General features: G+C 64.7%; 27 protein-coding genes. 16 read left to right on the forward strand and 11 right to left on the reverse strand.

The window, feature by feature from the left end; translation table 11 throughout:
- The 6 genes from OOZ48_RS18055 to OOZ48_RS18080 form a co-directional block, all read left to right on the forward strand.
- On the forward strand, window positions 1-100 hold a 100-nt coding region (locus OOZ48_RS18055; protein ID WP_269500237.1), incomplete at its 5' end, for an IS3 family transposase.
- A gap of 151 nt (window positions 101-251) precedes the next feature.
- Window positions 252-569 (forward strand): hypothetical protein, encoded by a 318-nt coding sequence (locus OOZ48_RS18060; protein ID WP_269500212.1) that lies wholly within the window; start codon window positions 252-254, stop codon window positions 567-569.
- Window positions 570-866: 297 nt separating this feature from the next.
- Window positions 867-2066 carry a cytochrome P450 gene (locus OOZ48_RS18065; protein ID WP_269500213.1) on the forward strand — a complete coding sequence of 400 codons (1200 nt, stop codon included), beginning with the start codon at window positions 867-869 and terminating at the stop codon, window positions 2064-2066.
- A 116-nt stretch (window positions 2067-2182) separates the two neighbouring features.
- Window positions 2183-2542, forward strand: coding sequence for a ferredoxin (fdxA, locus tag OOZ48_RS18070; protein ID WP_269500214.1), 360 nt, complete (start codon window positions 2183-2185; stop codon window positions 2540-2542).
- 15 nt (window positions 2543-2557) lie between these two features.
- Window positions 2558-3910: an FAD-dependent oxidoreductase gene (locus OOZ48_RS18075; protein ID WP_269500215.1), complete on the forward strand. Its 1353-nt coding sequence runs from the start codon at window positions 2558-2560 to the stop codon at window positions 3908-3910.
- A gap of 46 nt (window positions 3911-3956) precedes the next feature.
- Window positions 3957-4901: a LysR substrate-binding domain-containing protein gene (locus OOZ48_RS18080; RefSeq protein WP_269500216.1), complete on the forward strand. Its 945-nt coding sequence runs from the start codon at window positions 3957-3959 to the stop codon at window positions 4899-4901.
- Here the strand turns inward: OOZ48_RS18080 and OOZ48_RS18085 are convergent.
- Window positions 4843-5382 carry a carboxymuconolactone decarboxylase family protein gene (locus OOZ48_RS18085; protein WP_269500217.1) on the reverse strand — a complete coding sequence of 180 codons (540 nt, stop codon included), beginning with the start codon at window positions 5380-5382 and terminating at the stop codon, window positions 4843-4845. The two genes, OOZ48_RS18080 and OOZ48_RS18085, sit on opposite strands and share 59 nt — an antisense overlap.
- Before the next feature lie 171 nt (window positions 5383-5553).
- On the opposite strand from OOZ48_RS18085, the gene OOZ48_RS18090 reads away from it, so the two are divergent.
- On the forward strand, window positions 5554-6441 hold the full coding sequence (locus OOZ48_RS18090) for an AraC family transcriptional regulator (protein WP_269500218.1): 888 nt from the start codon (window positions 5554-5556) through the stop codon (window positions 6439-6441).
- Between the two features lie 10 nt (window positions 6442-6451).
- On the opposite strand, the gene OOZ48_RS18095 is transcribed toward OOZ48_RS18090, so the two are convergent.
- From OOZ48_RS18095 to OOZ48_RS18105, 3 genes are all read right to left on the reverse strand, one after another.
- Window positions 6452-7135 carry a DNA-3-methyladenine glycosylase I gene (locus OOZ48_RS18095; protein WP_269500219.1) on the reverse strand — a complete coding sequence of 228 codons (684 nt, stop codon included), beginning with the start codon at window positions 7133-7135 and terminating at the stop codon, window positions 6452-6454.
- Between the two features lie 44 nt (window positions 7136-7179).
- A complete protein-coding gene (locus OOZ48_RS18100; RefSeq protein ID WP_269500220.1) occupies window positions 7180-8064 on the reverse strand; it encodes an EamA family transporter in 885 nt (294 codons plus the stop codon).
- 271 nt (window positions 8065-8335) lie between these two features.
- On the reverse strand, window positions 8336-9214 hold the full coding sequence (locus tag OOZ48_RS18105) for a lipid A biosynthesis lauroyl acyltransferase (RefSeq protein WP_269500221.1): 879 nt from the start codon (window positions 9212-9214) through the stop codon (window positions 8336-8338).
- Between the two features lie 108 nt (window positions 9215-9322).
- Here OOZ48_RS18105 and OOZ48_RS18110 point away from each other — a divergent pair, with 108 nt between their 5' ends.
- Entirely contained in the window at window positions 9323-9889 is a 567-nt protein-coding gene (locus OOZ48_RS18110) for an NADPH-dependent FMN reductase (RefSeq protein WP_269500222.1), read from the forward strand.
- A gap of 263 nt (window positions 9890-10152) precedes the next feature.
- Here the strand turns inward: OOZ48_RS18110 and OOZ48_RS18115 are convergent, their stop codons facing one another.
- Entirely contained in the window at window positions 10153-11421 is a 1269-nt protein-coding gene (locus OOZ48_RS18115) for an amidohydrolase (protein ID WP_269500223.1), read from the reverse strand.
- A 115-nt stretch (window positions 11422-11536) separates the two neighbouring features.
- Here OOZ48_RS18115 and OOZ48_RS18120 point away from each other — a divergent pair, with 115 nt between their 5' ends.
- On the forward strand, window positions 11537-11962 hold the full coding sequence (locus OOZ48_RS18120) for a VOC family protein (RefSeq protein WP_269500238.1): 426 nt from the start codon (window positions 11537-11539) through the stop codon (window positions 11960-11962).
- A gap of 18 nt (window positions 11963-11980) precedes the next feature.
- Here OOZ48_RS18120 and OOZ48_RS18125 read toward each other — a convergent pair whose 3' ends face one another.
- Complete coding sequence (locus OOZ48_RS18125) at window positions 11981-12607, reverse strand: FMN-dependent NADH-azoreductase (RefSeq protein WP_269500224.1); 627 nt, start codon at window positions 12605-12607, stop codon at window positions 11981-11983.
- A gap of 116 nt (window positions 12608-12723) precedes the next feature.
- Here OOZ48_RS18125 and OOZ48_RS18130 point away from each other — a divergent pair, with 116 nt between their 5' ends.
- Genes OOZ48_RS18130 through OOZ48_RS18140 form a run of 3 tightly spaced genes read left to right on the forward strand, consistent with a single transcriptional unit; the run spans window position 12724 to window position 15843 of the window.
- Window positions 12724-13695, forward strand: coding sequence for a LysR family transcriptional regulator (locus OOZ48_RS18130; protein WP_269500225.1), 972 nt, complete (start codon window positions 12724-12726; stop codon window positions 13693-13695).
- Window positions 13696-13733: 38 nt separating this feature from the next.
- Window positions 13734-14861, forward strand: a complete 1128-nt coding sequence (locus OOZ48_RS18135; RefSeq protein WP_269500226.1) for an aminotransferase class V-fold PLP-dependent enzyme — start codon at window positions 13734-13736, stop codon at window positions 14859-14861.
- Between the two features lie 40 nt (window positions 14862-14901).
- On the forward strand, window positions 14902-15843 hold the full coding sequence (locus OOZ48_RS18140) for a DMT family transporter (protein WP_269500227.1): 942 nt from the start codon (window positions 14902-14904) through the stop codon (window positions 15841-15843).
- 57 nt (window positions 15844-15900) lie between these two features.
- Here OOZ48_RS18140 and tenA read toward each other — a convergent pair whose 3' ends face one another.
- Genes tenA through OOZ48_RS18155 form a run of 3 tightly spaced genes read right to left on the reverse strand, consistent with a single transcriptional unit; the run spans window position 15901 to window position 18328 of the window.
- On the reverse strand, window positions 15901-16584 hold the full coding sequence (gene tenA, locus OOZ48_RS18145; protein WP_269500228.1) for a thiaminase II: 684 nt from the start codon (window positions 16582-16584) through the stop codon (window positions 15901-15903).
- A gap of 59 nt (window positions 16585-16643) precedes the next feature.
- The gene (locus OOZ48_RS18150) at window positions 16644-17405 is read right to left on the reverse strand and encodes an ABC transporter permease (protein ID WP_269500229.1); all 762 of its coding nucleotides are present in this window, start codon (window positions 17403-17405) and stop codon (window positions 16644-16646) included.
- Window positions 17402-18328 (reverse strand): ABC transporter ATP-binding protein, encoded by a 927-nt coding sequence (locus tag OOZ48_RS18155; RefSeq protein WP_269500230.1) that lies wholly within the window; start codon window positions 18326-18328, stop codon window positions 17402-17404. Before OOZ48_RS18155 ends, OOZ48_RS18150 begins: the two co-directional genes overlap by 4 nt.
- Window positions 18329-18363: 35 nt before the next feature.
- Between OOZ48_RS18155 and OOZ48_RS18160 the strand changes: the two genes are divergently transcribed.
- The 3 genes from OOZ48_RS18160 (at window position 18364) to OOZ48_RS18170 (ending at window position 21094) form a co-directional block, all read left to right on the forward strand.
- Window positions 18364-19758 (forward strand): ATP-binding protein, encoded by a 1395-nt coding sequence (locus tag OOZ48_RS18160; RefSeq protein ID WP_269500231.1) that lies wholly within the window; start codon window positions 18364-18366, stop codon window positions 19756-19758.
- Complete coding sequence (locus OOZ48_RS18165; protein ID WP_269500232.1) at window positions 19755-20465, forward strand: response regulator; 711 nt, start codon at window positions 19755-19757, stop codon at window positions 20463-20465. Before OOZ48_RS18160 ends, OOZ48_RS18165 begins: the two co-directional genes overlap by 4 nt.
- 131 nt (window positions 20466-20596) lie before the next feature.
- A complete protein-coding gene (locus OOZ48_RS18170; protein WP_269500233.1) occupies window positions 20597-21094 on the forward strand; it encodes a Spy/CpxP family protein refolding chaperone in 498 nt (165 codons plus the stop codon).
- 158 nt (window positions 21095-21252) lie between these two features.
- On the opposite strand, the gene OOZ48_RS18175 is transcribed toward OOZ48_RS18170, so the two are convergent.
- A complete protein-coding gene (locus OOZ48_RS18175; RefSeq protein WP_269500234.1) occupies window positions 21253-21765 on the reverse strand; it encodes a C40 family peptidase in 513 nt (170 codons plus the stop codon).
- Between the two features lie 32 nt (window positions 21766-21797).
- The gene (locus OOZ48_RS18180) at window positions 21798-22592 is read right to left on the reverse strand and encodes a YggS family pyridoxal phosphate-dependent enzyme (protein ID WP_269500235.1); all 795 of its coding nucleotides are present in this window, start codon (window positions 22590-22592) and stop codon (window positions 21798-21800) included.
- Between the two features lie 195 nt (window positions 22593-22787).
- Between OOZ48_RS18180 and recC the strand changes: the two genes are divergently transcribed.
- Window positions 22788-25172, forward strand: a 2385-nt coding sequence (gene recC, locus OOZ48_RS18185; protein ID WP_269500236.1) for an exodeoxyribonuclease V subunit gamma, incomplete at its 3' end; no start/stop codon positions are given.

A 25172-nucleotide genomic window follows, 5' to 3' on the forward strand; every position in this document is an offset into this window, starting at 1 on the left:
CGCCTACATCCGCTGGTACAACGAACGTCGCATCAAGGTCTCACTTGGCGGACGTAGCCCCGTGGAGTATCGTCAGGCGCTGGGGTTGATCTCCGTTTAAACCGTCCAAGAAAACGTCCGCACCCCCCGGGGGTCAGTATTACACCGGCGCTAACATCTATGCAGAGGTGCGGCGTGTAGCCCGACCGCAGGCCGCCGTTGCACTCATCACCTACGGCGTGCTGCATGTCGCGGGCGCCGTGGATCTGGCCGTGCAGCGCTTCTACTACGACACCGTCGGCCCCTATTGGCCTGCGGAGCGCCACCACGTGGAAGACGGCTACCGCAGTCTGCCGTTCCCTTTCAAGGAGGTCGCGCTTGCGCCACTGGCCATCCAAGCGCAGTGGTGCCTGGACGATCTCATCGGCTATCTCCACACCTGGTCGGCCGTGAAGGCCGCGGAGAAGGCGCTGGGATCCAATCCTGTGGAGGCCCTGGCGGATATCTTGCGCAAGGAATGGGGAGGTCCCACCGCCCGGCGAACGGTCACATGGCCTTTGTCGGTTCGTGCCGGGCAGGTTCAAGACTGACCAGAAGACCTTCCACAGCAATGCGAAGGTCGGGGACGACGCGCGGCAGCACATCGAGTGCATCGACGGCGTACAAGGTGCCGACGGCAATTTCTATTTCGTTTAATTGATACCATAAACGGTATATATATGTACCGTATTATTATCAAATCCCCTTATACCCATGCTAGCATGGGTACCAATAATTCCATCGATGAGTACCTCCAGGCAAGAAGAGGCAGTAAGGGCGAGGTGTATTCACGCACGCGAAGTGAATCACACGACTTTTTCGGATTGTTTTGACAAAAGGAGCAGGAGATGACAGCAGCCACTGCTATCGCTATTGATAGCCAATTGGATAAAGAAATCAGAGAAGGATTCTCTCAGTGGATCGGCGAGGCGCCGGTATATTGGCATTCCGATAGGAATGCCTGGGTCGTTACCGGCTACGAAGAAGGATTCCGCATCCTCAAGGAGGCGGAAACATTCTGGAGGGATATTCCAGAGCGCGAAGGGGCGACCGAATTCTGGGGGCGGCACTTATTGAATCTGAGCGGGCGAGACCATCGTCGCCTTCATGCCATGCATATGCGCCTCACCGGGGAGGATTTTGCCGAATTGATCCGCCCGATGGCGTTTGAGCTGGCGCGGGGATTGGCCGCGCAGCTCGTGGCGAAAGGATCGGCCGAATTGGCTGTGGAATACGCGGATACGGTACCGATGTACATCGGCAGCAAATTTCTCGGTATCGACACTTCCGATGAAAATTTTATGCGGAATCTGAATCAACAGATGCAGATTCGCGCCAAATGGAAGGAGGAGCTGCATGCCAGGGAAGGGATTCCGCTGAGCAGTAAAATCGCGCAAGACGGTCAAAAGGCACTCGAGGCGATCACGCAGCTCATTCTGCCCACCATAAGGGACAGGCGTGACAATCCGCGGGATGATTTGATCAGCAGGTTCTGGGCGGAAGGGCCGACTGTCTTCCCAGACTGGGGTGAAAGAGATGTCATGACTTTGTGCTGGAGCAGTCTGGACAATGAAACCAAGCCTTTGCTGAGAGGACTGCTATACATCATTGCACGCGACCAGGACCTGCAGGCGAGGTTGCGGGCAAATCCGCAGGAGGTACAAAACTATGTTGAGGAAGGGCTGCGCTATCTGACCCCCTTCAGGACTATTCGCCGGACGGTCCTGAAGGATGTCGATCTCAACGGAACCCAGATGAAAGCCGGCGATGGAATCTATGTCATTACGCCACTGACGAACCGAAGCGAAGAAAAATGGGAATGCCCCTACAGCTTCAACCCGGAAAGGGAGCAAACCACCCATTTCGCACTGGGTTTCGGGGCTGGCTATTGTGTGGGCCGCTATGTCGGTCGCGTCGAGGCGGCGGAAACAATAAAAGCGCTACTGGCGGAAACCCAGTCGTTCGAGCTCGACCCCAAGGGGCGAGAACCGAAATGGGCTGGTGAAATGTACCATTCCATAGCGCCGTTGGATACGCTGTTGAGGTAGCCAGCCTTGTGAGGGCTTACCGCTTGGTTTTTGTCTGAGGCCGATTTCCATAGGCCTCGGGTGTGGCGGTAAGCCCCGAATCGATCATGAAATATAAATAAATCAGGAGACACAAGATGCCCCACATCATCACTGAGGCGTGTATCGACTGCATACACAAGGAATGCGTGAAGGAATGCCCAGTTGATTGCATATATGAGGGGGTGCGCTCATTGTATATCCAACCAGATGAATGCATAGATTGCGGAGCCTGTGTTCCGGCGTGCCCAGAGGATGCCATCTTCTTTGACGAGGACGTGCCAGACAATCTGAGGGAGTATATAGCCGATAATACTAGATTCTTCTCGGAGATCCTGGATGGAAAGACTGAACCACTCGGTTCCCCGGGTGCGGCTGCGCCGATCGGCAGCTATGGCTCTGATACGAAGCTGGTGGCCGGGCTTCCGGAAAGGCATAGTGCCTGTAAAAACCACTGAGCGGATGGGGATGATATGCAATCCAAGAGAGTGGCGATAATCGGCGCCGGACCCGGGGGATTCTACGCGGCGCTTGAGTTGCTCAAACATTTCTCCGGCCAGATAGATATCATCGATAAACTGCCTACGCCATTCGGCCTTGTTCGGTACGGGATCGCCCCGGATAATCAGCGGATGAAGACGGTGTCCAAGGTTTTTTCCGGATTGATCGATGAATTCAGCAATCTCCGATTCATCGGAAATGTTGATTTTGGCGTCGATTTGAATAGAGACGACCTGTTGCGGCACTACGATTCCATCATATATGCAACAGGGGCGGCGGGCAGACAATATTTGCGTGTTCCCGGAGAAGGCCTGGAGGGAAGCTTCAGCGCGATGGATTTCGTGGATTGGTACAACGGGCATCCTCTCAGGCGAATTTCAGATTTTTCGCTGAGGTTCTCCAAAGCGGCGGTCGTGGGCGGCGGCAACGTTGCCTTGGACGTCGTCAGGATGCTGATCAACGAGATGGATGTCGTCAGGTCGACCGATGTGCCCGATAGCATCTTGCGGGAACTCGAGCGCAACGCCGTCCGGGAGGTTTACCTCTTGGTGCGCAAAGGCCCTGCTCAGGCCAGATTCACGCCGGTCGAGCTGCGTGGACTCGGCCACTTGAAAAATGTGGATATCATCATTGATCCGGAGGACTTGAGGCTCACCGATGATGAGGCCGATTATGTAAACAATAATCAGCAATGCCGCCTGAATATGAATATCCTGAAGTCCATTGCGGAACGGCCGAAAGCCGGGTATGAAAAGAAAATTCACATCAAATTCTGGCACTCAGTGGCATCCATCGGCGGAAAAGAGTCCGTCGAGTGGCTGGACTTATGTAGAAATAATGTCCTGCGTCATGGATCGTCTAAGCCGGATTCTGATGAAGGGCGCTGCCGGATTTCCGTGGATGCCATATTTTCGGCTATTGGCAATGTTGTTTCAATGGTTCCCGGCGTGCCGTTCGATGCACAAAAATCAATTGTCCCAAATATCAACGGGCGGATCATCGATGACGATGGGGTGGTTCTTCCCAAGGAGTTTGTGACGGGCTGGGCCAAGCGCGGCCCATCCGGCACGGTGGGCACCAACCGCCAGGACTCGGCGGAAACGGTCGCCGCATTGCTGAAAAGCTGGAAAACCTCAGACGATGATTGTGTTGCGGCACCGGCCAAGGCGGATATCATCGATGTCCTCAGAGAGAGAAATATCAACTTCACCTCTTGGAGCGACTGGATCAATATTGACAGTCAAGAATTGGCGGCTGGCCACGAGCAAAACAGGCCGCGAGTCAAGTTTCAAGATCTGGACGATATGATGGGCTGTTTGAGCTGAATGTCATAATGGTATGATCGCTACTCAAAACAGGGTGAGGCCCTATATGGCTATGCGCTTTGAGTTGCGACATCTCCGCGCCTTCGTCCTGCTGGCTGAGGAGCTGCACTTCGGGCGTGCGGCCGAGCGCCTGTGCATGACCCAGCCCGCCCTCAGCCGGTTGATCCGCTCACTGGAGGACGATATCGGTGTAGAGCTTCTGCAGCGAACGACGCGCAGCGTCGAGCTTACAGAAGCCGGTCGGGTATTTCTGGCGGAAAGCCGGGAGGTGCTGAGGCTGCTGGAGCGCGGTGTGATGCGAACCCACAGCGCGGCCTTGGGCAACGCGGGCAATGTCGCGGTGGCCTATACGGATTTTGCCATCAATGGCCCGCTTCCGCGCATACTGGAAACCTTCCGGCGTGAGCATCCGGGGGTGCGGGTGGAATTGAGCTACGTACCCACTGTCGTTCAAAAGGAGGAGATCCTGGCCGGCCACATTGACGTGGGCTTGTTGATCGGGCCCTTTGAAAGCAAGGGTGTCAATTCCGTCTCCGTGATGCTCGATCCTTTGGTGGCTTTGCTGTCGGACGGCCACCCGCTCGCCCGGCAAGAAACGGTTTCCCTCAAGGATCTGGCGGATGAGCCTTTTGTCCTGGGCTCCAAGGACAGCTGGGCGGCATTCAGGCATATCGTGTTCTCTGCGTGCCGGGAAGCCGGCTTTTCGCCGAATGTGGTTCAGGAAGCGTCCACCAGTGACGGCATCTTCGGCCTTGTTTCAGCCAATATCGGCGTCTCGCTCTACTCTTCATGCGTGCGTAGCATTCAACGTCAGGGCCTGGCCATCAGACCTTTGGCCGGGGTGGACCACCAGGTTGAAACGCTGGCTGTCTGGCGCAGTGACAATGTTTCGCCAAGCGTCCAGCGCTTCGTAAATACGCTGAGCGATACCATCAGGCATCTTTCAGCGCGACCTTGGGAAAATCAATCGGTACGTCCAAGGCAAGGTTGATGTAGTTGGTAAAGAGATTCAGAGCGACATGCGCCATGATCTCGACGATCTGTTCGTCTCCGAAACCCGCCTCCCGCAGACTGGCGATGTCGGCATCCGCCATCTGCGCACGCTGCTCGACGACCTTGAGGGCAAAAGCCAAGGCCGCGGTGGTCCTGGCATCATCGGCATGGCCCGCCTGGGCGGCGGACATTTCGGCGGCCGATGCCCCGGCATTCTGGCCGAGGACGGTGTGGGCGGCCAAGCAGTATTCGCAGCGATTGCGGTTGGCGATCGCCACAGCGATCTGCTCCCCGAGCTTGGCGCCCAGCGTCCCTTGAGCCAATGCGCCGAAGGCGGACCACATGCTCTGCAGGGCGGCAGGGGAGTTGGCCACGGCCTTGAACATATTGGGTGTGGCGCCGAAGGCTTGCTGGATCTGGGCCAGCAGGGATTGGCTTGCGGCGGGGACGAGGTGGGTTTGAATGTTGACGCGGGACATATCGAACTCCTGGAGGAAGTCAGGCTGGTCAGGGAAAACAGTCTGCGAAGCAAGGCCTGTTGGGCGATCTCGTCGGGTAGCAGCCAGTCACCCGACGCGACGTGGACAGTATGCCCCGATTAATCGTACGATATGTGTTAATAAATCCATAAAACATATCATTCGGTTCATATGTGCGCCTCTTCTCCGACCTCTTCTCCGATAGACCGCCTCTCGGGCATTCTCGAACGGTTCCGGGTGCAGGCCCAGTTCCATCACTCCGGCGCATTGTGCGGACTCAATCACTTCGACGCTTGCGATGGGCATGGCTATCTGCACGTGTTGCGCCGCGGCCGCTTGGAGGTCAGCCATCCGGATACGCGTGAGGCGCCCCGGTCGATGCGCTTCGACGAACCGGCCTTGTTGCTGTATCCGCGCCCCTTCACGCATCGCTTTCACAACCCGCCAGTGGAGGGGGCGGATTTCACCTGCGCACGGCTGAACTTCGACGGTGGACCCTACAACCCGCTTGCACGGGCGCTGCCCTCTCTGATTGCATTGCCGCTGGCACGGGTGTCGGGTCTGGAATTGGCACTCGAATTGCTATTTGACGAAACCCATCGAATCCGCTGCGGCCAGAGGTTGCTGGTCGATCGGATCTTCGAAATCGTTGTGATCCAGTTGATGCGCTGGCTGCTCGATCACCCCCTGGAGGCAGGGGTGCGCCCCGGTTTCATCACCGGGCTCTCGGATCCCCGTCTGGCGCGTGCTTTGGTTGCCATGCACGACGCTCCGGGCGAGCATTGGCCGGTGGGCCGCATGGCTGAGCGCGCCGGCATGTCGCGTACGGCGTTTGCCAATACCTTTCGCGAGGTGGTGGGCCAGACGCCGGCGGATTACTTGAATGACTGGCGCATTGCGCTCGCGCAGAACAAGCTGCGCGAAGGGCGACCCATCAAGGTCCTCGCCGAGACGCTCGGCTATGCGAATCCCTCCGCATTGTCGCGCGCGTTCTCGGCCAAGGTGGGCATGTCCCCTCGTGAGTGGCTGGCGCAGGCCTCACTGGGATCGGACAAATAAACCCGCTGTCTTAGAAAGCCGGATGGATGCTCAATGCGCACAGGGCCGATAATTGGCACAGCGGCCTGCCGGATGCCGCGTGCAAGGCGTTGAACGCCTCTTGCACCGCCTGCAGATCGCGTTGCGCCGACGGTTCGCGCGTCACGACGCCCGCGGCCACCAGGCGCGCGACCACGTCGCTGGTCAGCAGAAAAGTATCCTTGCCGACCAGGCGCAGGAATCCGGCCGCCGAACGCCCGCCCAGCCGGGCGCCGCGTGTGGCCAGCAGCCGCCACAGGCCGATGATGTCGGTGACCGGCCAATCGGCGATGAATGCGCCGAAACTGCCGCTCTGTTCCTGACGGACGTCCAGGATGAACCGGGCATTTTGCGCAATGGTTTGCATCTTGGCGCGATGGCGGATGAGGGTCGTATTCTGCATGTGCTGCTCGATGTCCGCATCGCTCAGCGCAACCATGGTCGTGGGGTCAAAGCCTGAAAAGGCGGCCTCGAAGGCGGGCCACTTGGCATCGACCACGGAATGCTGGATGCCGGCTTGAAACACGCGTTGCGTCATGGCGGACAGGTAGCGATCGTCGCTCTTGCGCCTCAATTCCTCGGGTGGTAGCGCCTGGGGTAGAAAGGCCTCCATGGCCGCATTGGAATCGAAACGCGCGCGTACCGTGTCGTGGAGCCACTGATAAGTCAGATTCACTGTCGTTTACCTCTCATTCGACGTCGCCGCGCATGCCGGCTTCTTCAGGCTTCCGAGTTTACAGCGCGGCGTGGGTTGAGCGTCCCTGACGGTCGGGTGCCCGCCCAGACGCTTGCGCAGATCACGCCGATCCCGGCCAATTGGATGGCGCCTAGGCTCTGGCCCAGAAAAACCCATCCCAACAATACGGCGGTGAGCGGGCTCAGGAACAGCAGGGAGGACACGATCACGGGGCTGATGCGGCCGATGCCCCGGAACCATAGGGTGTAGGTCAGCGCGCTGCCGATCACCCCGAGCCACGCGAGACCCAGTAGATTGGTCGGACTCAGAGCCGGAATGACAGGATCAAATAGCAGCACCAGGGGAACCAGCAGCAGCCCGCCCAGGCAAAGCTGCCAAGCCGTGAGGGTGACCATGGAAACAGAGGGCCGCCATCGGCGCACCAGGATATTGCCCAGGGCCATCGACGCGGCGGCGCCCAATGCGGCCGCGACGCCCAGGCCGTCCAGCTTGGACTCCGGCGCCAGCACCAGCAGCCCGACGCCCATGATGCCGGCCAGTCCGGCGACCAAGGACTTGATGCGCAACGGCGTACCAAGCAGCACTGGCGCGAGCAGCGCAACGAGCAGCGGCTGGATCGCTCCGACCGTGGCGGCAACGCCGCCGGGAAGGCGGTAGGTGGCGACGAACAGCAGGCTCAGGAACACCGAGAAATTCAGGGCGCCGAGCACGAGACTGCGCAGCCACCAGATCCCGCTTGGCAACTGTCGCGCAATCAACAGCAGCAGCAGCCCGGCGGGCAGGGCTCTCAACACAGCCACGGTCATGGGCTCGAATCCCGGCAGGAATTCCGTGGTCACAATGTACGTGCTGCCCCAGACGATGGGTGCGCTGGCGGTCAACAGCAGGTCGGCGGACCGGTGCTTCATAGAACCACCGCCGGACCGCATGGTGAGCGGCGCGGCTTCTGCGGCGTGCCAGTGTGTGGCGTGGGTGCCCGCTGCGCGGGCCGGGCGATGACATGCGCTGTCATGAAATTCCTTTCCTTCCAATCGTGATCGCAAGTGTAGCCGCGTATTCACCACCTGGTTAATACGGCCCAACGGACCGGATTGGACTCATGGCCGCGATGGTTTTCAGCCCGGCCCGGCACAATGGAACAAACGCCTCCGGCATCCTGCCGGGATGCCCGGATGCGTTTCAGTAAACCGGTGCCTCGCCCTGCGGGCGGCGCTTGAAACGGCGGTGCACCCAGTAGTATTGATCAGGTGTCTCGCGGATGCGCGCCTCGAGGAACTGGTTCATCGCCAGCGCATCGGCCCGGCTGTCGCCGCTGGGAAATGTCGGCAGGGCAGGGTAGATCCGCAGCTTGTAGCCACGATAGCCGGGCAGCACCTCCGAGATGAAGGGCACGACGCGCGCGCCGCTCAGTCGTGCCAGGCGCGACACGGCGGTCAGGGTGCAGGCCTGCACGCCGAAGAACGGCACGAATACCGAATCGCGCAGCCCGAAATCCATGTCCGCGGCCAGCATGATGGGCTTGCCGGATTTCAACACCTCCAGGATGTCGCGCGCGCTGCCGTGGCGCGGGATCATCATCGTGCCGAACCGGGCGCGTTGCCCCCTCGAGATCGCATCGGCCGCGCCGTCCGACATTGGGGTGTAGATGGACGCCACCGGGTGCAGTATCGAGTAATACATACAGGCAGCCTCGATCGCGACGAAATGAAATCCCAGGAATATGGTGGGCTGGTCGTAATGGTCCTGCAGGTCGATGGCGCTGTCCAGCTCCACCAGGCTCGTAATGGCCTCGGCGCTGCCGTACCATTGCACGCCGCGTTCCAGGTAGCCGCGTATGACGTGCTGGAAGCTGGTGCGCGCCAGGCGCTTGCGCTGTTGCTCGGTTTGCTCCGGGAAGCACAGGCGCAAATTGGTATCCAGGATATGCCTGCGCTTGCCCGGGATCAGGTACAGCAGGAACCCCAAAGCCTCGCCGACTCGGGCAACCAGTCCGTATGGCAAGGTGGACAGGACACGGAGCAGGCCCGAGATGAGGGCGGTCTGGGTATTGATTTTCATGGGGGCGGGCAGGTCCCGATCGGGAAGCCCGCATCGGGCCGAAGCCCCATGCTAGCATGCGCCCTCGGTTTATGATGATGGGCCTTCATCTTCAAAAGAGGAACAATCATGGCCTTGAAGCTTCAAACCATTGTTTGCAGTACGCGTCCCGGACGAGTCGGGCCGTCGGTGGCCCGCTGGTTTCATGCGTTCGCCCAACAGCACGGCGGCTTCGATGCGCAGCTCGTCGACTTGGCCGACGTCGGGCTGCCCTTGTACGACGAGCCGGTGCATCCCCGGATGCAGCAGTACGAGCACGACCACACCAAGCGCTGGAGCGCCAGCGTGGCCTCCGCCGACGCCTATGTGTTCGTGACGCCGGAATACAACTACAGTCCGCCGCCGGCCCTGGTCAATGCGCTGGATTTCCTCTACAAGGAATGGAACTACAAGCCCTGCGGCTTTGTGGGCTATGGCGGGGTGTCCGGCGGCCTGCGGGCGGTCCAGATGGAACGGCTGCACGTCACCACCCTCAAGATGATGCCGATGGCCGAAGGCGTGGCGGTGCCGATGGTCGCCAGCCACATCGGCGACGACGGCGCGTTCGCCTCGAACGAACTGATCGATGCATCGGCCAAGACCATGCTGGACGAATTGCTGCGCTGGGCCGAGGCCCTGAAGGCCATGCGCGCCTGAGCCGCTTGCCGCTGCGGGCGTCGTGCAAGTCCCGATTGACGGTTCCTTTCACCGCCTGTTGGATTTTATTTCACTGTCATCGGCAATGAAGGCGGCGCCTCGCCCCACGAGCCGGCTCGTGGGCCTCTGAACCGTACCGGGCATGCCGCTACATCGTGCATGGCGTGGGCGTGGCCGTGGGCGTCTACGAACTGGTGATGCTCTACGCGCACATTCATTGGCCCCCACGCCGGCGTCCGGGACCTCGAACGCGCCCCGGCCCTCTATCGCGACGGCCCCGGCCTGCACAGCCACACCGATGCCGCCGTCAGCATGGCCTGCAGACCGGCGTTCAGCGTGGGGTGGATCACGGGCGCGAACTTGGGCGAATGGTTGTTGGGCAAGGTGTTGAGCTGTCCGGCGGCCTTGGCCCGGGCATGGATCCCAGGGTCGGTGCCGCCCACGAACCAAAAGACATAAGGCGTCTTCCAGGCCCGCCCAAAGAGGCTGAAGTCCTCGCTGGCGCCGGCCGGCGGGGTCTCGAAGGCGCGTTCGCCGAACTGCGCCTTGAAGGCCAGCGCGATCCGCTCGGTGGATTCGACGTCGTTGCGGGTCACCGGAAACGAGCTGATGGTGGTGAATTCGGGCTCGCGCGGGGCGTTCGAGGCCATGCATTCGGCGCAGCAGATGCGCCTGACGGCGGCCAGCATGGTGCTGCGGACGTCCTCGTCGTAGGTGCGGATGTTCAGCTTGAGGGTGGCGTCCTCCGGGATGATGTTTTCCCGTACACCCGCATGCAGCGAGCCGATGGTCAGCACGGCGGTGTCGCTGGGCGCGATCTCGCGCGAGACGATGGTCTGCAGGCGCATCGCGGTCGCGGCGGCCATGATGACCGGATCGATGGCGGTCTGCGGCTGCGAGCCGTGCGCGCCACGGCCGAATAGCTTGACCTTCAGGCTGTCGCCCGCGGACAGGATGACGCCGCTGCGATAGCCCACCGTACCCGCTTCGCCGACCACGACGTGCTGGCCCAGGATCACGTCGGGCTTGGGGAAGCGCTCCAGCATGCCGTCGTCGATCATGCTCTGGGCACCGCGCCCGGTCTCCTCGCCGGGCTGGAAGACCGCCAGCACGGTGCCGTGCCAGGCATCGCGATGCCGGGACAGGACCCGTGCCACGCCCATCAGCCAGGCGATGTGCATGTCATGGCCGCAGACGTGCGAGACGCCCACCTCGGTGCCATCCTCGTCCCGCACCTTGACCGTGCTGGCATAGGGCAGGCCGGTGGCCTCGGTGACGGGCAGGGCATCCATGTCGGCGCGCAGCATCACGGTCGGGCCCTCGCCGTTGCGCAGCACGCCGACCACACCGGTTGCGCCGACGCCGCGCGTGACCTCGAAGCCCTCGGCCTCGAGATGATCGGCCGCGATCCCGGCACTGCGGAATTCCTGCATGGACAGTTCGGGATTGCGGTGCAGGTCCTTGTAGACGGCCTCCAGTTCGGGCAACAGCGCCCCAGCCTCGAGCTCGAGGGCCGCGGTCAACGCATTCATGGCTGATTCCTTGCTTGTACGCTACGGCGGCCAGGGCGCCGCCTGGCGTCATTGTATGCCGCGCATTGCCTCGTCGCCTGATAAGATTGAGGAATCAATATTCATGGAAACCCAAATGAGCCTGTCGCCTTTTCACCTTGCCATTCCCGTCTATGATCTGCCCGCCGCTCGCCGTTTCTACGGCGAGGTGTTCGGCCTCGAAGAAGGCCGCTCCAGCGATCAGTGGGTGGACTTCGATTTCTACGGCCACCAGCTCGTGATCCACGAGCATCCCCGCACGGCCTCGCAGGAAAATGCGCACACCAACCCGGTCGACGGGCATGCGGTGCCGGTGCCGCATTTCGGCATCGTCCTCGAATGGGATCAATGGGAGGCCCTGGCCGAGCGCCTGAAATCCTTCGGCACGGCCTTTGTCATCGAACCTTATGTGCGCTTCAAGGGCCAGGTCGGCGAGCAGGCCACCATGTTCCTGCTCGATCCCTGTGGCAACGCCCTGGAATTCAAGGCGTTCAAGGATATCGGCCAGCTGTTCGCGAAGTAAAGGGCGCCTTGCCGAGGGTCAGGCGACGGCCTGGACCTCGGCGAGTGCCTGGATGTCCTGCCGGGCCTGCGCAAAGCCGCGCTCGCGGTTTTCGGGGCCCATGTCCATGCCTTCGGCACGCACGACACGGATGTCCGTGACGCCCATGAAGCCGAAAATCGTCTTCAGGTAGCTTTCCTGGTGTTCCATGGCCGAGCCCGCCTCGCTGGTGGAATAAATGCCGCCGCGGCTGAGCGCGAGGATCACGGTCTTGTCGCCCAGCAGGCCCACGGGCCCGTTTTCCGTGTACTTGAACGTACGGCCGGCCTGCGCCACGCGGTCCAGCCAGGCCTTGAGCTGCGCCGGGATGGTGAAGTTGTAGAGCGGCGCGCCGATCACCACGACGTCGGCGGCCAGCAGCTGGCGCACCATGGCCTCGGATACCGCATTTTCCCGCGCCTGGGCCTCGGTGGGCGAGCCGGTCGGCGGCTGGCGGAAACCCAGCGCATCGCGCGACAGCGGGCTGGGCGCCTCGGCCGCGAGATCCAGGTAGTGCACCTGGGCCCCGGGATGGCTGGCGAGCCAGTGTTCGACGGCTTCGCGCGAGAGCTGGCGGGATACGGAACTGGCGCCGGTGATGCTGGAGTCGATGTGCAGGACTTGCATGGGAAAACCTTTCTTGAAATAGGGTCAGTGAATGGAAAACATTATCCATTAGGACTATTTATTTGATAAGTAGCTATAAAATACATAGATTGTTCTATCTGTGGTGGTAATCAAGCATGCAAGACCTCAATGACATGCGCTATTTCGCCGAGGTGGCCGAGCGCGGCGGCTTTACGGCGGCCGCGCGCGCCCTGGGCGTGCCCACGTCCCGGCTGTCGCGGCGGATCGCGCGGCTCGAGGCCGAACTGGGCATGCGGCTGTTGCAGCGCACGACGCGCAAGCTCTCACTCACCGCCGCCGGCGAACAGTATTTGCGTCATTGCCTTGCGGTGCGGGATCAGGCCGAGCAGGCCTGGGCCGAGCTTGCCCAGGTCAGCGCCGAGCCCCGCGGCATTTTGCGGGTGGTGTGCCCGGTGACGCTGGCCCAGACCGTGGTCGGTCCGCTGTTGGCCGAGTATCTGGGGCGCTATCCCGAGGTCCGCCTCGACTTGCAGGTCAGCAATCGAGTGGTCGATCTGGTCGAAGAGGGCGTGGACATCGCCTTGCGGGTACGCAGCGAACTCGGCGACAGCGGCAGCGAGATCGCCAAGTGGCTCGGGCTCAGCCACGCGCTACTGGTCGCCAGCCCGCAACGGCTGGATCGTGACGGCCGTCCCCGCGAGCCGGCGGACTTGGCGAAAATGGCTGCGGTGGGCATGTCGGGCATCGAGGGCGGCATCCGCCTGCGTTTCTCGGGGCCTGACGGCGAGCGCCATGCGGTCACCTGTCGGCCGGCATGCACGGCAGACGATCTGATCACCCTGCGCTTTGCAATCCTCGGCGGCGTGGGCTTTGGGGTGTTGCCGGATTACATGTGCCACGAGGATCTGGCGGCCGGCCGCCTCGAACACGTCCTGCCCGGGTGGTCGCTGCCGCCCGGCATCGTGCATGCGGTTTATCCGTCGCGCCGTGGAATGGCGCCCGCGCCGCGCGCATTCCTGACGTTCCTCGGTGAAAAACTGGCCGATAGTGCGGACGGCAGCCTCCCGGGCATTTCGCCGCTGCCGGAACGCGGCGGCCATGGCGGGCAAGCGCCCCCGGTCCGATGATCTACAATCGGCCGGAACCCGTCTTTCAGGAGAACGCCATGCCCGGTTTGCTGCCCGATGTCGATCCCGATGGACTGCTCGAGTATTCGGTGGTCTACACCGATCGCGCGGTCAACCACATGTCCCGCGCCTTTCAGGGTGTGATGAAGGACATTTCACGCACGCTCAAGTCCGTCTACGGCGCCCACTCGGCGATCGTGATCCCGGGCAGCGGCACCTTCGGCATGGAGGCCGTCGCCCGCCAGTTCGCCACCGGCAAGCATTGCCTGGTGATCCGCAACGGCTGGTTCACTTTTCGCTGGAACCAGATTTTCGAGGCGGGGAACATTCCGTCGCGCACCACGGTCCTGAAGGCACGCCAGACCGAGGCGGGTGCCCAGGCCCCGTTCGCGCCGCCACCCATCGAGGAGGTCGAGGCGGCGATCCGCGAGGGCCGGCCCGATCTGGTCTTCGCCGCCCACGTCGAAACCGCCTCCGGCATCATGCTGCCCACCGACTACATGCGACGGATCGGCGAGGCGGTCCACGCAGTCGGCGGCATGTTCGTGCTGGACTGCATCGCCTCCGGCACCATCTGGGTCGATATGCGCGAGGTGGGTGCCGACGTGCTGATCAGCGCGCCGCAAAAAGGCTGGACGTCCTCGGCCTGCTGCGGGCTGGTGATGCTCAGCCCGCTGGCGCGCGAGCGGATCGAATCGACCACCAGCACCAGCTTTGCCTGCGACCTGCGCAAGTGGCTGCAGATCATGGAGGCCTACGAGAACGGCGGCCATGCCTACCATACGACCCTGCCCACGGACTCGCTGCGCATCCTGCGCGACGTGATGAACGAGACCGAGGCCTACGGCTACGACAAGGTGCACCGTGAACAGCAGGCACTCGGCGATGCCGTGCGCGCCATGCTGCGCGAAAAAGGCTTCAACAGCGTGGCCGCCCCGGGCTTCGAGGCGCCGGGCGTGGTGGTCAGCTACACGCAGGACGACGGCATCCACTCCACTGCCAAGTTCGCCCAGGCCGGCATCCAGGCCGCGGCGGGCGTACCGCTGCAATGCGACGAACCGCAGGATTTCAAGACATTCCGGATCGGCCTGTTCGGCCTGGACAAGCTGCACAACGTGGCGCGCACCGTCGATACGCTGGCCCGGGCCGTGGACGCCATGCGCTGATCGGCCGCGTGGTTTCCACCGTCCCCGGCAGCCCGGCGGCATGAGCACGCGGGCGGGCGCGCCGTTGCCCATCGATGCCCGCGCCAGCGGGCTGATGGTCGTCCTGTGCCTGATCTGGGGCCTGCAGCAGGTCGCCCTCAAGGCGGTGGCCGCCGACATCGCGCCCATCATGCAGATCGGGCTGCGGTCTTGCGTGGCGGTGGTGCTGGTGGCCGTGCTGATACGCTGGCGTCGCGAGCGGATCGATTGGGCCGACGGAAGCTGGCGGCCCGGCATCCTGGTGGGGGTGCTGTTCGGGGTCGAGTACCTGATGGTGGGCGAGGGCCTGCGTTATACGACCGCCTCGCACATGTCCGTGTTCCTGTATACCGCGCCGATCTTCGCAGCGCTCGGCCTGCAGTGGAAGCTGCCGGCCGAGCGCCTGTCCTTCATCCAATGGGTCGGCATCCTGACGGCGTTCCTCGGCATCGTCGTGACCTTCTACGATCGGGGGTCCGCCGATACGGCATTCTCCACCGACATGCTGATCGGCGACCTGCTGGGCTTGCTGGCCGGGGCCACCTGGGGCGCGACCACGGTGGTGCTGCGCTGCAGCCGGCTGGCGCGGGCGCCGACCACCCACACCTTGATCTTCCAGTTGATCGGTGCCGCGGTGATCCTGATCGGCGCGGCCGCCGCCACGGGCCAGGCCGGGATCCGGCCCACGCCGCTGGTGGTTGCCAGCATGCTCTACCAGACCCTGCTGATGGCATTCGGCAGCCTGTTGGTGTGGTTCTGGCTGTTGCGGACCTACCTGGCCTCGCGCCTGGGGGTGCTGTCGTTCATGACCCCCCTGTTCGGAGTGGGGTTCGGCGTCTGGCTGATGGACGATCCGCTGGATCCCGGATTCGTCGTGGGCGCGATCCTGGTGATGGCGGGTATCCTCCTGGTCAGCGGGTACGAATGGCTGCGCAGCCGGCTGCGGGCCCGGTCCGGGCGCTGACCGGCGACGCCGCAGCACGAGGCCCAGGCCCTCGCCTCGGCCGTGCCCGAATCGGGATCATCCGCCCGCGGCCGTCAGGCCCATTTGCCAGAAATCGGCCTCCAGGCGCGTGGCATCGCGGAAGGTTTCCGTGAGTACCGCGAGGCGCCCGGGCGTCTGGTCCGCCAGCCGGCGGTTGAGCCACTGGCGCTCGGCCTCGGCGGCGGCTTGGAATTCGGGACTGGTGTACATGGCGATCCAGGCTTCGTAGGGGTTGGCCTCGCCGCGCACGATGAACGGCTGCGCGGCCAGCCAGTTGGCGATGTCCGCATAGCCGATCAGGCAGGGGGCCAGCGCCACGTGCAGATCCAGCAGGTCCCCGCGGTTGCCCGCGTCCAGGACATAACGCGTATAGGCCATCGTCTCGCGAGCCTCGAGCAGCAGCCCGAGTTCCTCCTCGGTGATCCCCCATTCGGCGCAATAGGCGATATGCAGGTCCATCTCGATGTCGACGATGGCCTTCAGGCTGTCGAGGCCCTGGCGCAATTCGGCCATGTCGCGGCTCTTGTAGACCGCCAGGCCCCAGGCGCGCGCAAAGTGCACGAGAAACAGGTAATCCTGTCGTAGGTAATGGCGGAACGCCTCGTGGGGCAGGGTGCCCGCGCCCAATTGGCGTACGAAATCATGCTGGCAGTAAGCCAGCCACTGGGGCTCGCAGCGCGTGACCAGCGTGTTGAAAGGGGTGTCGTCGAAGCGTGTCATGGGAAATTTCCGAAATGTCAGGTTGGCGGCACGCCCCGCAGTGTAGCCCGTATCCCGTTTCAGGCCCGCAGACGGTACCCCGTCCGGAATATCCAGGCGATGATCGCCAGGCATGCCGCCAGGAATGCCAGCGTCATGCCCAGGCTCAGCCAGACATTGACGTCGGCCAGCCCGTAGAAGCTCCAGCGAAAGCCGCTCACCAGGTAGACGACCGGATTGAACAGGGTGATCGTGCGCCAGAGGGGCGGCAGCATGTCGATGGAGTAGAAGGTGCCGCCCAGGAACGTCAGCGGGGTGACGATCAGCAGCGGCACGAATTGCAGCTTTTCGAAGTTGTCGGCCCAGATGCCGATGATGAAGCCCAGCAGGCTGAAGGTCACCGAGGTCAGCACCAGGAACAGGACCATCGCCACGGGATGGTCGACGCGCAGGGGCACGAACAGGCCCGCCGTGGCGAGAATGATGAGGCCCAGCAGGATGGACTTGGTGGCGGCGGCGCCCGCATAGCCCATCAGCACCTCGAAGTACGACACCGGCGCCGACAGCAGCTCGTAGATGGTGCCGGTGAACTTGGGGAAATAAATGCCGAAGGAGGCGTTCGAGATGCTGTGGGTCAGCAGCGACAGCATGATCAGTCCGGGGACGATGAATGCGCCGTAGCTGACCTCGCCGATGTGCTCGATGCGGGTGCCGATGGCGGTGCCGAAGACCACGAAGTACAGCGAGGTGGAAATGACGGGCGCGACAATGCTTTGCAGCAGCGTGCGCCAGGTTCGGGCCATTTCGAACAGGTAGATGGCGCTGACGGCGCGCAGGTTCATGCGGCTTCCTTGATGAGATCGACGAAAATGTCCTCGAGCGTGCGCTGGGTGGTCTCCAGATCGGCGACGGCCAGGCCTTGGGCGCCCAGGGCCTCGAACAAGCGGGCCACGCCGCCGTCCCGGGGCGGGACGCCATAGCTGTAGATCAGGCTTGCGCCGTCCTCGGACAGGGACAGCGGCCAATCGGCCAGCGCCGCGGGGATGCCGCGCAGCGGCTCGCGCAGGCGCACGATGAGCTGCTTCTGGCCAAGCTTGCGCATCAGCGTCGCCTTGTCCTCGACGAGGACGATCCGGCCCTTGTTGATGATGCCCACGCGATCGGCCATCTCCTCGGCTTCCTCGATGTAGTGCGTGGTGAGGATGATGGTCACGCCGGTCGCGCGCAGCGCGCGCACCAGCGCCCACATGTCCTTGCGCAGCGACACGTCCACGCCCGCGGTGGGTTCGTCCAGGAACAGGATGGAGGGCTCGTGGGACAAGGCCTTGGCGATCAGGACGCGGCGCTTCATGCCGCCGGACAGCGACAGCAGCTTCTGGTCTTTCTTTTCCCACAGGGACAGGTCGCGCAGGACTTTCTCGATGTGTGCGGGATTGCGCGGCTTGCCGAACAGGCCGCGGCTGAAGCTCACCGTGTTCCAGACGGTCTCGAAGGCGTCTGTCGTGAGTTCCTGCGGCACCAGGCCGATGGCGGCGCGCGCCGCGCGGTAGTCCCGCGCAATGTCGTGGCCGTCGGCGAGGACGGTGCCGGCGGTGGGGTTGACCAGCCCGCAGATGATGCTGATGAGCGTGGTCTTGCCGGCACCGTTGGGGCCCAGCAACGCGAATATTTCGCCGCGCCGGATCTGGAGGTCGACCCCGTCGAGCGCGCGCAGGCCCGAGGCGTAGACCTTGTCCAGCCCCGAAACGGATATGATGGGCGTCATGCGCGATCCATGTGATTTTCGATAGGACAGGATAATTGCGTTCCAGCATTACCTTCAAGCTGTTCCTGGCCATACTCGCCAGCTGCGTCGTCGTGGCGCTGGCCATGGGCATGGCCGTGCGGTTCAGTTTCCAGAGCGATTTCGTCGATTACATCCACGAGCGCGAGGACCGACGGCTCGCCAATCTGGCCGAGATGCTCGAGGCGGACTACGAACGCGCCGGCGGCTGGCGCTTCCTGCAGGACGACCGCGACAGCTGGTGGCGCAGCCTGCGCCTGTCCAGCCGCGGCGTCGACCACGAGCGGGACGCCTTCGGCCGTCAGCGACATGGCGGGCCGCCGCCCAGGATCAGCCTGATCGATGCACAGGGCGACTGGCTGGCCGGCCCCCGCATCCTGGCCGGCGCGGGCATGCGGCGCCATCGCCTGGAGGTCAACGGGCAACTGGTCGGCTGGCTGGTGACCCCGCCGCAGCCGGCCATGGCCATCGACGACGAGGTCGACCGGCGCTTCCAATCGCGCCAGCTGCGCGCGACCTGGGTGATCGTGGGCCTGTCGGCGCTGCTGGCCGCCATGGTCAGCCTGATGCTGGCGCGGGCGCTGCTGGTGCCGGTGCGCCGCATCGCCCGGGCCACGCACCGTCTGGCCGGCGGCGATTACGGCACCCGGGTCCAGGTGGGCGCCACCGACGAACTGGGGCGCCTGGCAGAGGATTTCAACCGCCTGGCCAATAGTTTGGAGCGCAACGAGCGCCTGCGCCGTGATCTGATGGCCGATGTTTCTCATGAGCTGCGCACGCCCCTGGCGGTGCTGCGCGGCGAGATCGAGGCGCTGCAGGACGGCTTGCGCACGCCCGATGCGGCCACGCTCGCCTCGCTGCAGCACGAGGTGCTGCGGCTCAGCGCGCTGATCGACGACCTCTACGATCTTTCGCTGGCCGATGCGGGCGCGCTCAGCTACCGGATGCAGCCGCTGGACCTCGCGGCGCTGGCACGGCATGTCGCCGAGGGCCTGCGCGACCGCTACGCGCGCGCCGGCATCGACCTGCACGTCGACGCCGGCCGCGAACACTGGGTGCAGGGCGATGAGCGCCGCCTCGAGCAACTGATGTCGAACCTGCTGGAAAACACCCTGCGCTATACCGATGCGCCCGGCCGGGCCCGCGTGACGGTCGAGGCGGTTCCGCGTGCGGGGGTGCGCCTGACCGTCGAGGACAGTGCACCGGGCGTATCCGCCGAGGCGCTGCCGCGGCTCTTCGACCGGCTGTTCCGGGTCGAGGGTTCGCGCAGCCGCGCCCATGGCGGCGCGGGCCTGGGCCTGGCCATCTGCCGGCACATCGCCCAAGCCCATGGCGGCACGGCGCGCGCCATGGTCTCGCCGCTGGGCGGCCTGCGTCTCGAATTCGATTTCCCCCCTGGAGGACGACCGTGAATCCCGCTCGTGTACTCGTGATCGAGGACGAACCCAAGCTCGCCGAACTGCTGTGCGTCTATCTGGAGGCCGCGGGCTTCGAGGCGCGGCGGCTGGGCGACGGGCTGGAGGCGGCACGCGAGGTGCGGGACTGGTCGCCGGCCCTCGTGCTGCTCGACCTCATGCTGCCGGGCAAGGACGGCCTGGACGTGTGCCGCGAGATCCGGGCGTTCAGCGCGGTGCCCATCATCATGGTGACCGCCCGCGTCGAGGAGATCGACCGCCTGCTGGGCCTGGAGCTCGGCGCCGACGACTACATCTGCAAGCCCTACAGCCCGCGCGAGGTCGTCGCCAGGGTCAAGGCCGTGCTGCGCCGCAGCCGGCCCGACGCAACCGCCGGCCAGGAAGCGGCCCGGGCGGCGGGGCTGGTCATCGACGAGGACGCCTATCGGGCGCAACTGGACGGCACGGCGCTCGAGCTCACGCCGGTCGAATTCCGGCTGCTGGCCCTGCTGGCCTCCGCGCCGGGCCGCATTTTTTCGCGCGACCAGGTGCTGGACCGCCTGTACGACGACCATCGGGTCGTCACCGACCGCACGGTCGACAGCCACGTGAAGAACCTGCGCCGCAAGCTCGGCGCCATCCGTCCCGGGGACCTGATCCGGTCGGTCTACGGCGTGGGCTACCGCCTCGACCTGCAGGCCGCCGACGATGCCGAGCCGCATTGACGCCCGGAACACGGTCGGCACGGAGTTCACGGTTTCTCCATCTTTCATTCATTTTCCCGCCCCAGTGTGTGCGTAATCTGTGCACATCGCGGATCGAGGTTTGCGATCCGGATCAACACTAGGAGCACTCTATGAAGACCAAATCCTTCCTCGCCATTTCCTCCATCGCGCTGGCTGCCACCCTGGCGATGCCGCTGACCGCGTCCGCGCAGCCCGGCGGCACCGCTTGCGGCCCGCAAGGCAAGCACATGCGTCATGCCGCCAAGGGCGAGGGCGGCATGGTGCCGGGGCATGCGATGCGCGCCCTGAATCTCACCGAGGCCCAGCGCGACCAGATCTTCAAGATCCGCCAGGACCAGGCGCAGGCGCTCTATGACCAGCGCAAGGCCGAACGCACCGCGGCGACCAAGCTGCGCGAGCTCAGCAGCTCGGACGCCTTCGACGAGGCGCAGGCCCAGCGCCTGGCGCAGGAACTCGGCCAGGCCCAGGCGCAACTGGCGCTGCTGCGGGCGCAAAAGCACGCGCAGTTCCTCGCGGTGCTGACGCCAGAACAGCGCCAGACGCTGGATCAGATGCGCGAGCGCGGTCCCCGCGCGATGCATCGCGACGGCAAGCCCTCGCGCTCCTAGTGTCCCGTTCGATTAATCCGTACATTCAAATTCGGATGGATGCGTTGCCCAGGCAAGGCGCAAACCACAGCGATAGCAGTAGCTATCGCGAGGATTTGCAACGCCGCATGGGCGGCGCAGACGCCGAATTTGAGTACGAGTATTAATCGAACGGGACACTAGTCCACGAACAGGGTTCGCGCCGATTCGAAATGGCGGCGGTAGTAGGGGTTGTCCAGCGAGTCGATCCGTACTCTGCCGCCAGTCGAGGGCGCGTTGATGAAGCGGCCGTCCCCCATGTAGATCCCCATGTGCGAGTTCGAGCGGCCCAGGGTATCGAAGAACACGAAATCCCCGGGCCGCAGTTGGTCGCGCGCGATCGGGCGGCTGAGCCGCGCGATTTGCGCCGTGTTGTGGGGCAGCGCGGCGTCGGCCGCCACGCCGAATACGTATTTCACCAGGCCGCTGCAATCGAAACCCCGCGCGGGGCGTGCACTGCCGTAGCGGTAGTCGGACTGCAGCAGGCTGAGGGCGGTCATGACGACCTCGGTGCGCTGGGCCGGATCGATGCGCGGGCCGGGCGCCGTGCCCACACGGGACCCCGGCCCGGCGCAGGCGGCCAGCAGCAATACCGCGCCCATCGCCAGCGCCCGCATCCCGCGGGTGCATGGCCATGTGCGCGCTGTCGCCATGTCGTGTCCTCCTTGCGCCGGCCGCCGGGGGCTCAGCCCGCGCGGGATGCGCCCTCGGGCCAGTAGTGGCTGTCGGGCAGGGCCCGCGAGCCGAAAATCGCCTGTCCCACGCGCACGGTCGTCGCGCCTTCCTCGATCGCCCATTCGAAATCGCCGGACATGCCCATGGACAGTTCCTGGAAGCGCTCGCCCGACGGGGCATCCTGCCGCAGCCGGTCGCGCAGCGTGCGCAACAGCTGGAAGCAGGGCCGCACGTGCTGCTGATCCGACGAGAACAGGGCGAGCGTCATCAGGCCGCGTACGCGCAGCGCGGAAAACGCGGGCAGGGCGCGCGCAAAATCGAGGACCGCGTCGGGCGCCAGGCCGAACTTGCTGGCCTCGCCCGAGGTGTTGACCTGGACGAACACGTCCAGCGCGCGGCCTTCGTCTTGCAGGCGGCGGTCCAGGGCCTCGGCCACCCGCAGGCTGTCGAGCGCCTGGAATTCAGCGGCGAAACGGGCCACGACCTTGGCCTTGTTGGTCTGCAGGTGTCCGATGACGGCCCATTTCAGGTCCTGCAGGTCGGACATGGCCTGCCATTTTCCGTAGGCCTCCTGGACCTTGTTTTCCCCCAGTTCCCGGCAGCCGGCGGCATAGGCCAGGCGGATGCGCGCCTCATCCACGGTCTTGCTCACGGGCAGCAGGCGTACTGTGTCGGGGGCGCGGCCCGCCCGGGCACAGGCGGCGTCGATGCGCGCGCGGATGTCGGCCAGGTTGGCCCGCAGCTCATCCAGGGTGGCGGCGGTCGCGTATCCGGTCTGCGGGGCGTGGGGGCTGGGGGTGTTCACGGCAATCTCGGTCTGGGTTGGAAGTCTGGTCGGGCGGGCGCATGGCGCCCGGCGCTGCCCTCATAGGATAACCCCAAGGGCGCGCTTTGCGGTCGGACGGCGCCCGGCGCGAGGGTTTCGGCCCTGGGTTTCGGGGTTTCGCGGGCGGCGCGCGGCGGTATGATGCAGGGTCTGAGGATCATCGACGGGAAGCTTGTGGGGGAACTGACTCCGGGCCTGATGCTGGTGCACGGCAATCGGGCCGAGCAATTGCGCGACGTGCTGGTGGCCTGGCTGCGGCACGAGCCGCTGGCGCCTCTCGAGGACGAGGTCGTGCTCGTCCACAGCAACGGTATTGCGCAGTGGCTGCGGCTGGCCCTGGCCCAGCGCGACACCGGCTGCGGCATCGCTGCGGGCCTGGATTTTCTGCTGCCGTCGCGCTTTCTGTGGCAAGCATATCGCGCGGTGCTCGGCGCGGCCCTGGTGCCGGAGCGCTCGCCGCTGGACAAGGCGGCGCTGGTCTGGCGCCTGATGCGCCTGCTGCCGCAACTCGCCCGGCAGCCGGTGTATGCGCCGCTGGCGCGCTTTCTGGCCGACGATCCCGACATGCGCAAGCGCTTTCAACTGGCCGAAAGGCTGGCCGACCTGTTCGACCAGTACCAGGTCTATCGCGCGGATTGGCTCGATGCCTGGGCACGGGGCCGCGACGAGCTGATCGACGGGCGTGGCCGGACCGGGCCGCTGCCGCCGGAGCAGGCATGGCAGCCGGCGTTGTGGCGCACGCTGGTGGCCGACGTCGGCGACGGAGCGGGGCCCCTGGGTCGCGCAGCCGTCCACGAGGCGTTCATGGCGCAGGCCGCACGGCAAGCGCCCGGCGCCCGGCCGGCAGGCGTGCCGCGGCGCATCCTGGTATTCGGCATTTCGGCCATGCCGGGCCAGGCGCTGGAAGCCCTGGCGGCGTTGGCGCGCTGGTCCCAGATCCTCATGTGCGTGCACAATCCGTGCGCCCATTTCTGGGCCGACATCGTGCCGGACCGCGACATGTTGCGGGCCCGCTATCGGCGCCAGGCGCGCCGGCCGGGCATGCCCGAGGTGCTGGACGAGGCGGCCATCCACCAGCATGCGCACCCCCTGCTGGCGGCCTGGGGCAAGCAGGGCCGGGATTTCATCGGGATGCTCGACGACGTCGACGATCCGTCCGTCCGGGAAGGCTATCGTCCCGCGTTCGCGGCGCTGCATCGGCGCATCGACGCCTTCGACAGGCTGGAGGGCGAGGCCTTGGCGCGGGCGACCCTGCTGCAGCAATTACAGGACGACGTGTGCGACCTGCGTCCGCTGTCCGAGACGCGCGGGCTTTGGCCGGCGGTCGATCCCGCCGCGGACGAGTCACTGCGCTTTCACGTCGCCCACAGCCCTCAGCGCGAGGTCGAGATCCTGCACGACCGGCTGCTCGATGCCTTCGACCGGGATCCGACCCTGCGGCCGCGCGACGTCATCGTGATGGTGCCCGACATCGAGGCCTATGCGCCGCACGTACAGGCGGTCTTCGGCCTGTACGAGGCGGACGACGCGCGCGCGATTCCCTACGCGTTGGCCGACCGGGGCCAGCGCCGCGCCGATCCGCTGGTGCTCGCGCTCGAGCAGTTGCTCGGGCTGCCGGGGCTGCGGGTGGGCATGAGCCACGTCCTTGAATGGCTGGACGTGCCGGCGTTGCGTGCGCGCTTCGGCATTCGTGAACAGGATTTGCCGACCCTGCATGCCTGGATCGCCGATTCGAATATCCGCTGGGGACTGAATGCCGCCCAGCGCGCCGATTGGGGGTTCCAGGACCCGGAAGGGGACGGCGCCGCGCTGCACACCTGGCGGTTCGGCCTGCGGCGCATGCTGCTGGGGTATGCGGTCGGTCCGGATGCGCCCGCCTGGCACGGCATCGAACCGTACGGCGAGCCCGGCGGCCTGGATGCGGCCCTGCTGGGGCCGCTGGATGCGCTGGTCGGCGCGCTCGAGCGGCATTGGCGAGTTTTCTCTGCTCCCGGCACGCCGGCGCAGTGGCTGCAGCGGTTTCTCGAGCTGGAGGCCGACCTGTTCCTCGCCGAAGACGAGCAGGACGATTACACCCTGAAGCGCTTTCGCGAATCGGCGCAGGAATGGTTCGAGGCCTGCGACGCCGCGGGGCTGGACGAACCGATGCCGGCAGACATTCCGGCTGAATATTGCCTGGCGCAGTTCGACCAGGCGGCGCTGTCGCAGCGCTTTTTCGCCGGGGCGGTGACCTTCGCCACCCTGATGCCGATGCGCGCCATTCCGTTTCGGCGCGTCTGCCTGCTGGGCATGCAGGACGGCGCCTATCCGCGCATCCGCGTGCCCGCCGATTTCGACCTGATGGCCGGGCGCTATCGGCCCGGCGACCGCTCGCGCCGCGAGGACGACCGCTATCTGTTTCTCGAAGCCCTGCTGTCGGCGCGCGACCAGCTCTACATGTCGTGGGTGGGCCGCAGCATCCAGGACAATACGCCGCTGCCGCCGTCGGTCCTGGTGGCGCAGCTGCGCGATCACCTGGATGCCGGCTGGCGGCTGGTGGCGGGGGCGGGCGGGGATGGG

This window comes from Castellaniella sp. S9 (assembly GCF_027257175.1).
Classification (GTDB): Bacteria; Pseudomonadota; Gammaproteobacteria; order Burkholderiales; family Burkholderiaceae_B; genus Castellaniella.

Bases quoted from the DNA above. Each gene is read 5' to 3' on its own strand.
- OOZ48_RS18115 (WP_269500223.1), bottom strand. From the start codon at position 11,421: ATGAATGCGTTGACCGCGGCCCTCGAGCTCGAGGCTGGGGCGCTGTTG.
- OOZ48_RS18085 (WP_269500217.1), bottom strand. From the start codon at position 5,382: ATGTCCCGCGTCAACATTCAAACCCACCTCGTCCCCGCCGCAAGCCAA.
- OOZ48_RS18110 (WP_269500222.1), top strand. From the start codon at position 9,323: ATGGCCTTGAAGCTTCAAACCATTGTTTGCAGTACGCGTCCCGGACGA.
- OOZ48_RS18100 (WP_269500220.1), bottom strand. From the start codon at position 8,064: ATGAAGCACCGGTCCGCCGACCTGCTGTTGACCGCCAGCGCACCCATC.
- OOZ48_RS18150 (WP_269500229.1), bottom strand. From the start codon at position 17,405: ATGAACCTGCGCGCCGTCAGCGCCATCTACCTGTTCGAAATGGCCCGA.
- OOZ48_RS18075 (WP_269500215.1), top strand. From the start codon at position 2,558: ATGCAATCCAAGAGAGTGGCGATAATCGGCGCCGGACCCGGGGGATTC.
- OOZ48_RS18105 (WP_269500221.1), bottom strand. From the start codon at position 9,214: ATGAAAATCAATACCCAGACCGCCCTCATCTCGGGCCTGCTCCGTGTC.
- OOZ48_RS18155 (WP_269500230.1), bottom strand. From the start codon at position 18,328: ATGACGCCCATCATATCCGTTTCGGGGCTGGACAAGGTCTACGCCTCG.
- OOZ48_RS18130 (WP_269500225.1), top strand. From the start codon at position 12,724: ATGCAAGACCTCAATGACATGCGCTATTTCGCCGAGGTGGCCGAGCGC.
- OOZ48_RS18090 (WP_269500218.1), top strand. From the start codon at position 5,554: ATGTGCGCCTCTTCTCCGACCTCTTCTCCGATAGACCGCCTCTCGGGC.
- OOZ48_RS18120 (WP_269500238.1), top strand. From the start codon at position 11,537: ATGAGCCTGTCGCCTTTTCACCTTGCCATTCCCGTCTATGATCTGCCC.
- OOZ48_RS18080 (WP_269500216.1), top strand. From the start codon at position 3,957: ATGGCTATGCGCTTTGAGTTGCGACATCTCCGCGCCTTCGTCCTGCTG.
- OOZ48_RS18170 (WP_269500233.1), top strand. From the start codon at position 20,597: ATGAAGACCAAATCCTTCCTCGCCATTTCCTCCATCGCGCTGGCTGCC.
- OOZ48_RS18135 (WP_269500226.1), top strand. From the start codon at position 13,734: ATGCCCGGTTTGCTGCCCGATGTCGATCCCGATGGACTGCTCGAGTAT.
- fdxA (WP_269500214.1), top strand. From the start codon at position 2,183: ATGCCCCACATCATCACTGAGGCGTGTATCGACTGCATACACAAGGAA.
- OOZ48_RS18175 (WP_269500234.1), bottom strand. From the start codon at position 21,765: ATGGCGACAGCGCGCACATGGCCATGCACCCGCGGGATGCGGGCGCTG.
- OOZ48_RS18065 (WP_269500213.1), top strand. From the start codon at position 867: ATGACAGCAGCCACTGCTATCGCTATTGATAGCCAATTGGATAAAGAA.
- OOZ48_RS18140 (WP_269500227.1), top strand. From the start codon at position 14,902: ATGAGCACGCGGGCGGGCGCGCCGTTGCCCATCGATGCCCGCGCCAGC.
- tenA (WP_269500228.1), bottom strand. From the start codon at position 16,584: ATGACACGCTTCGACGACACCCCTTTCAACACGCTGGTCACGCGCTGC.
- OOZ48_RS18125 (WP_269500224.1), bottom strand. From the start codon at position 12,607: ATGCAAGTCCTGCACATCGACTCCAGCATCACCGGCGCCAGTTCCGTA.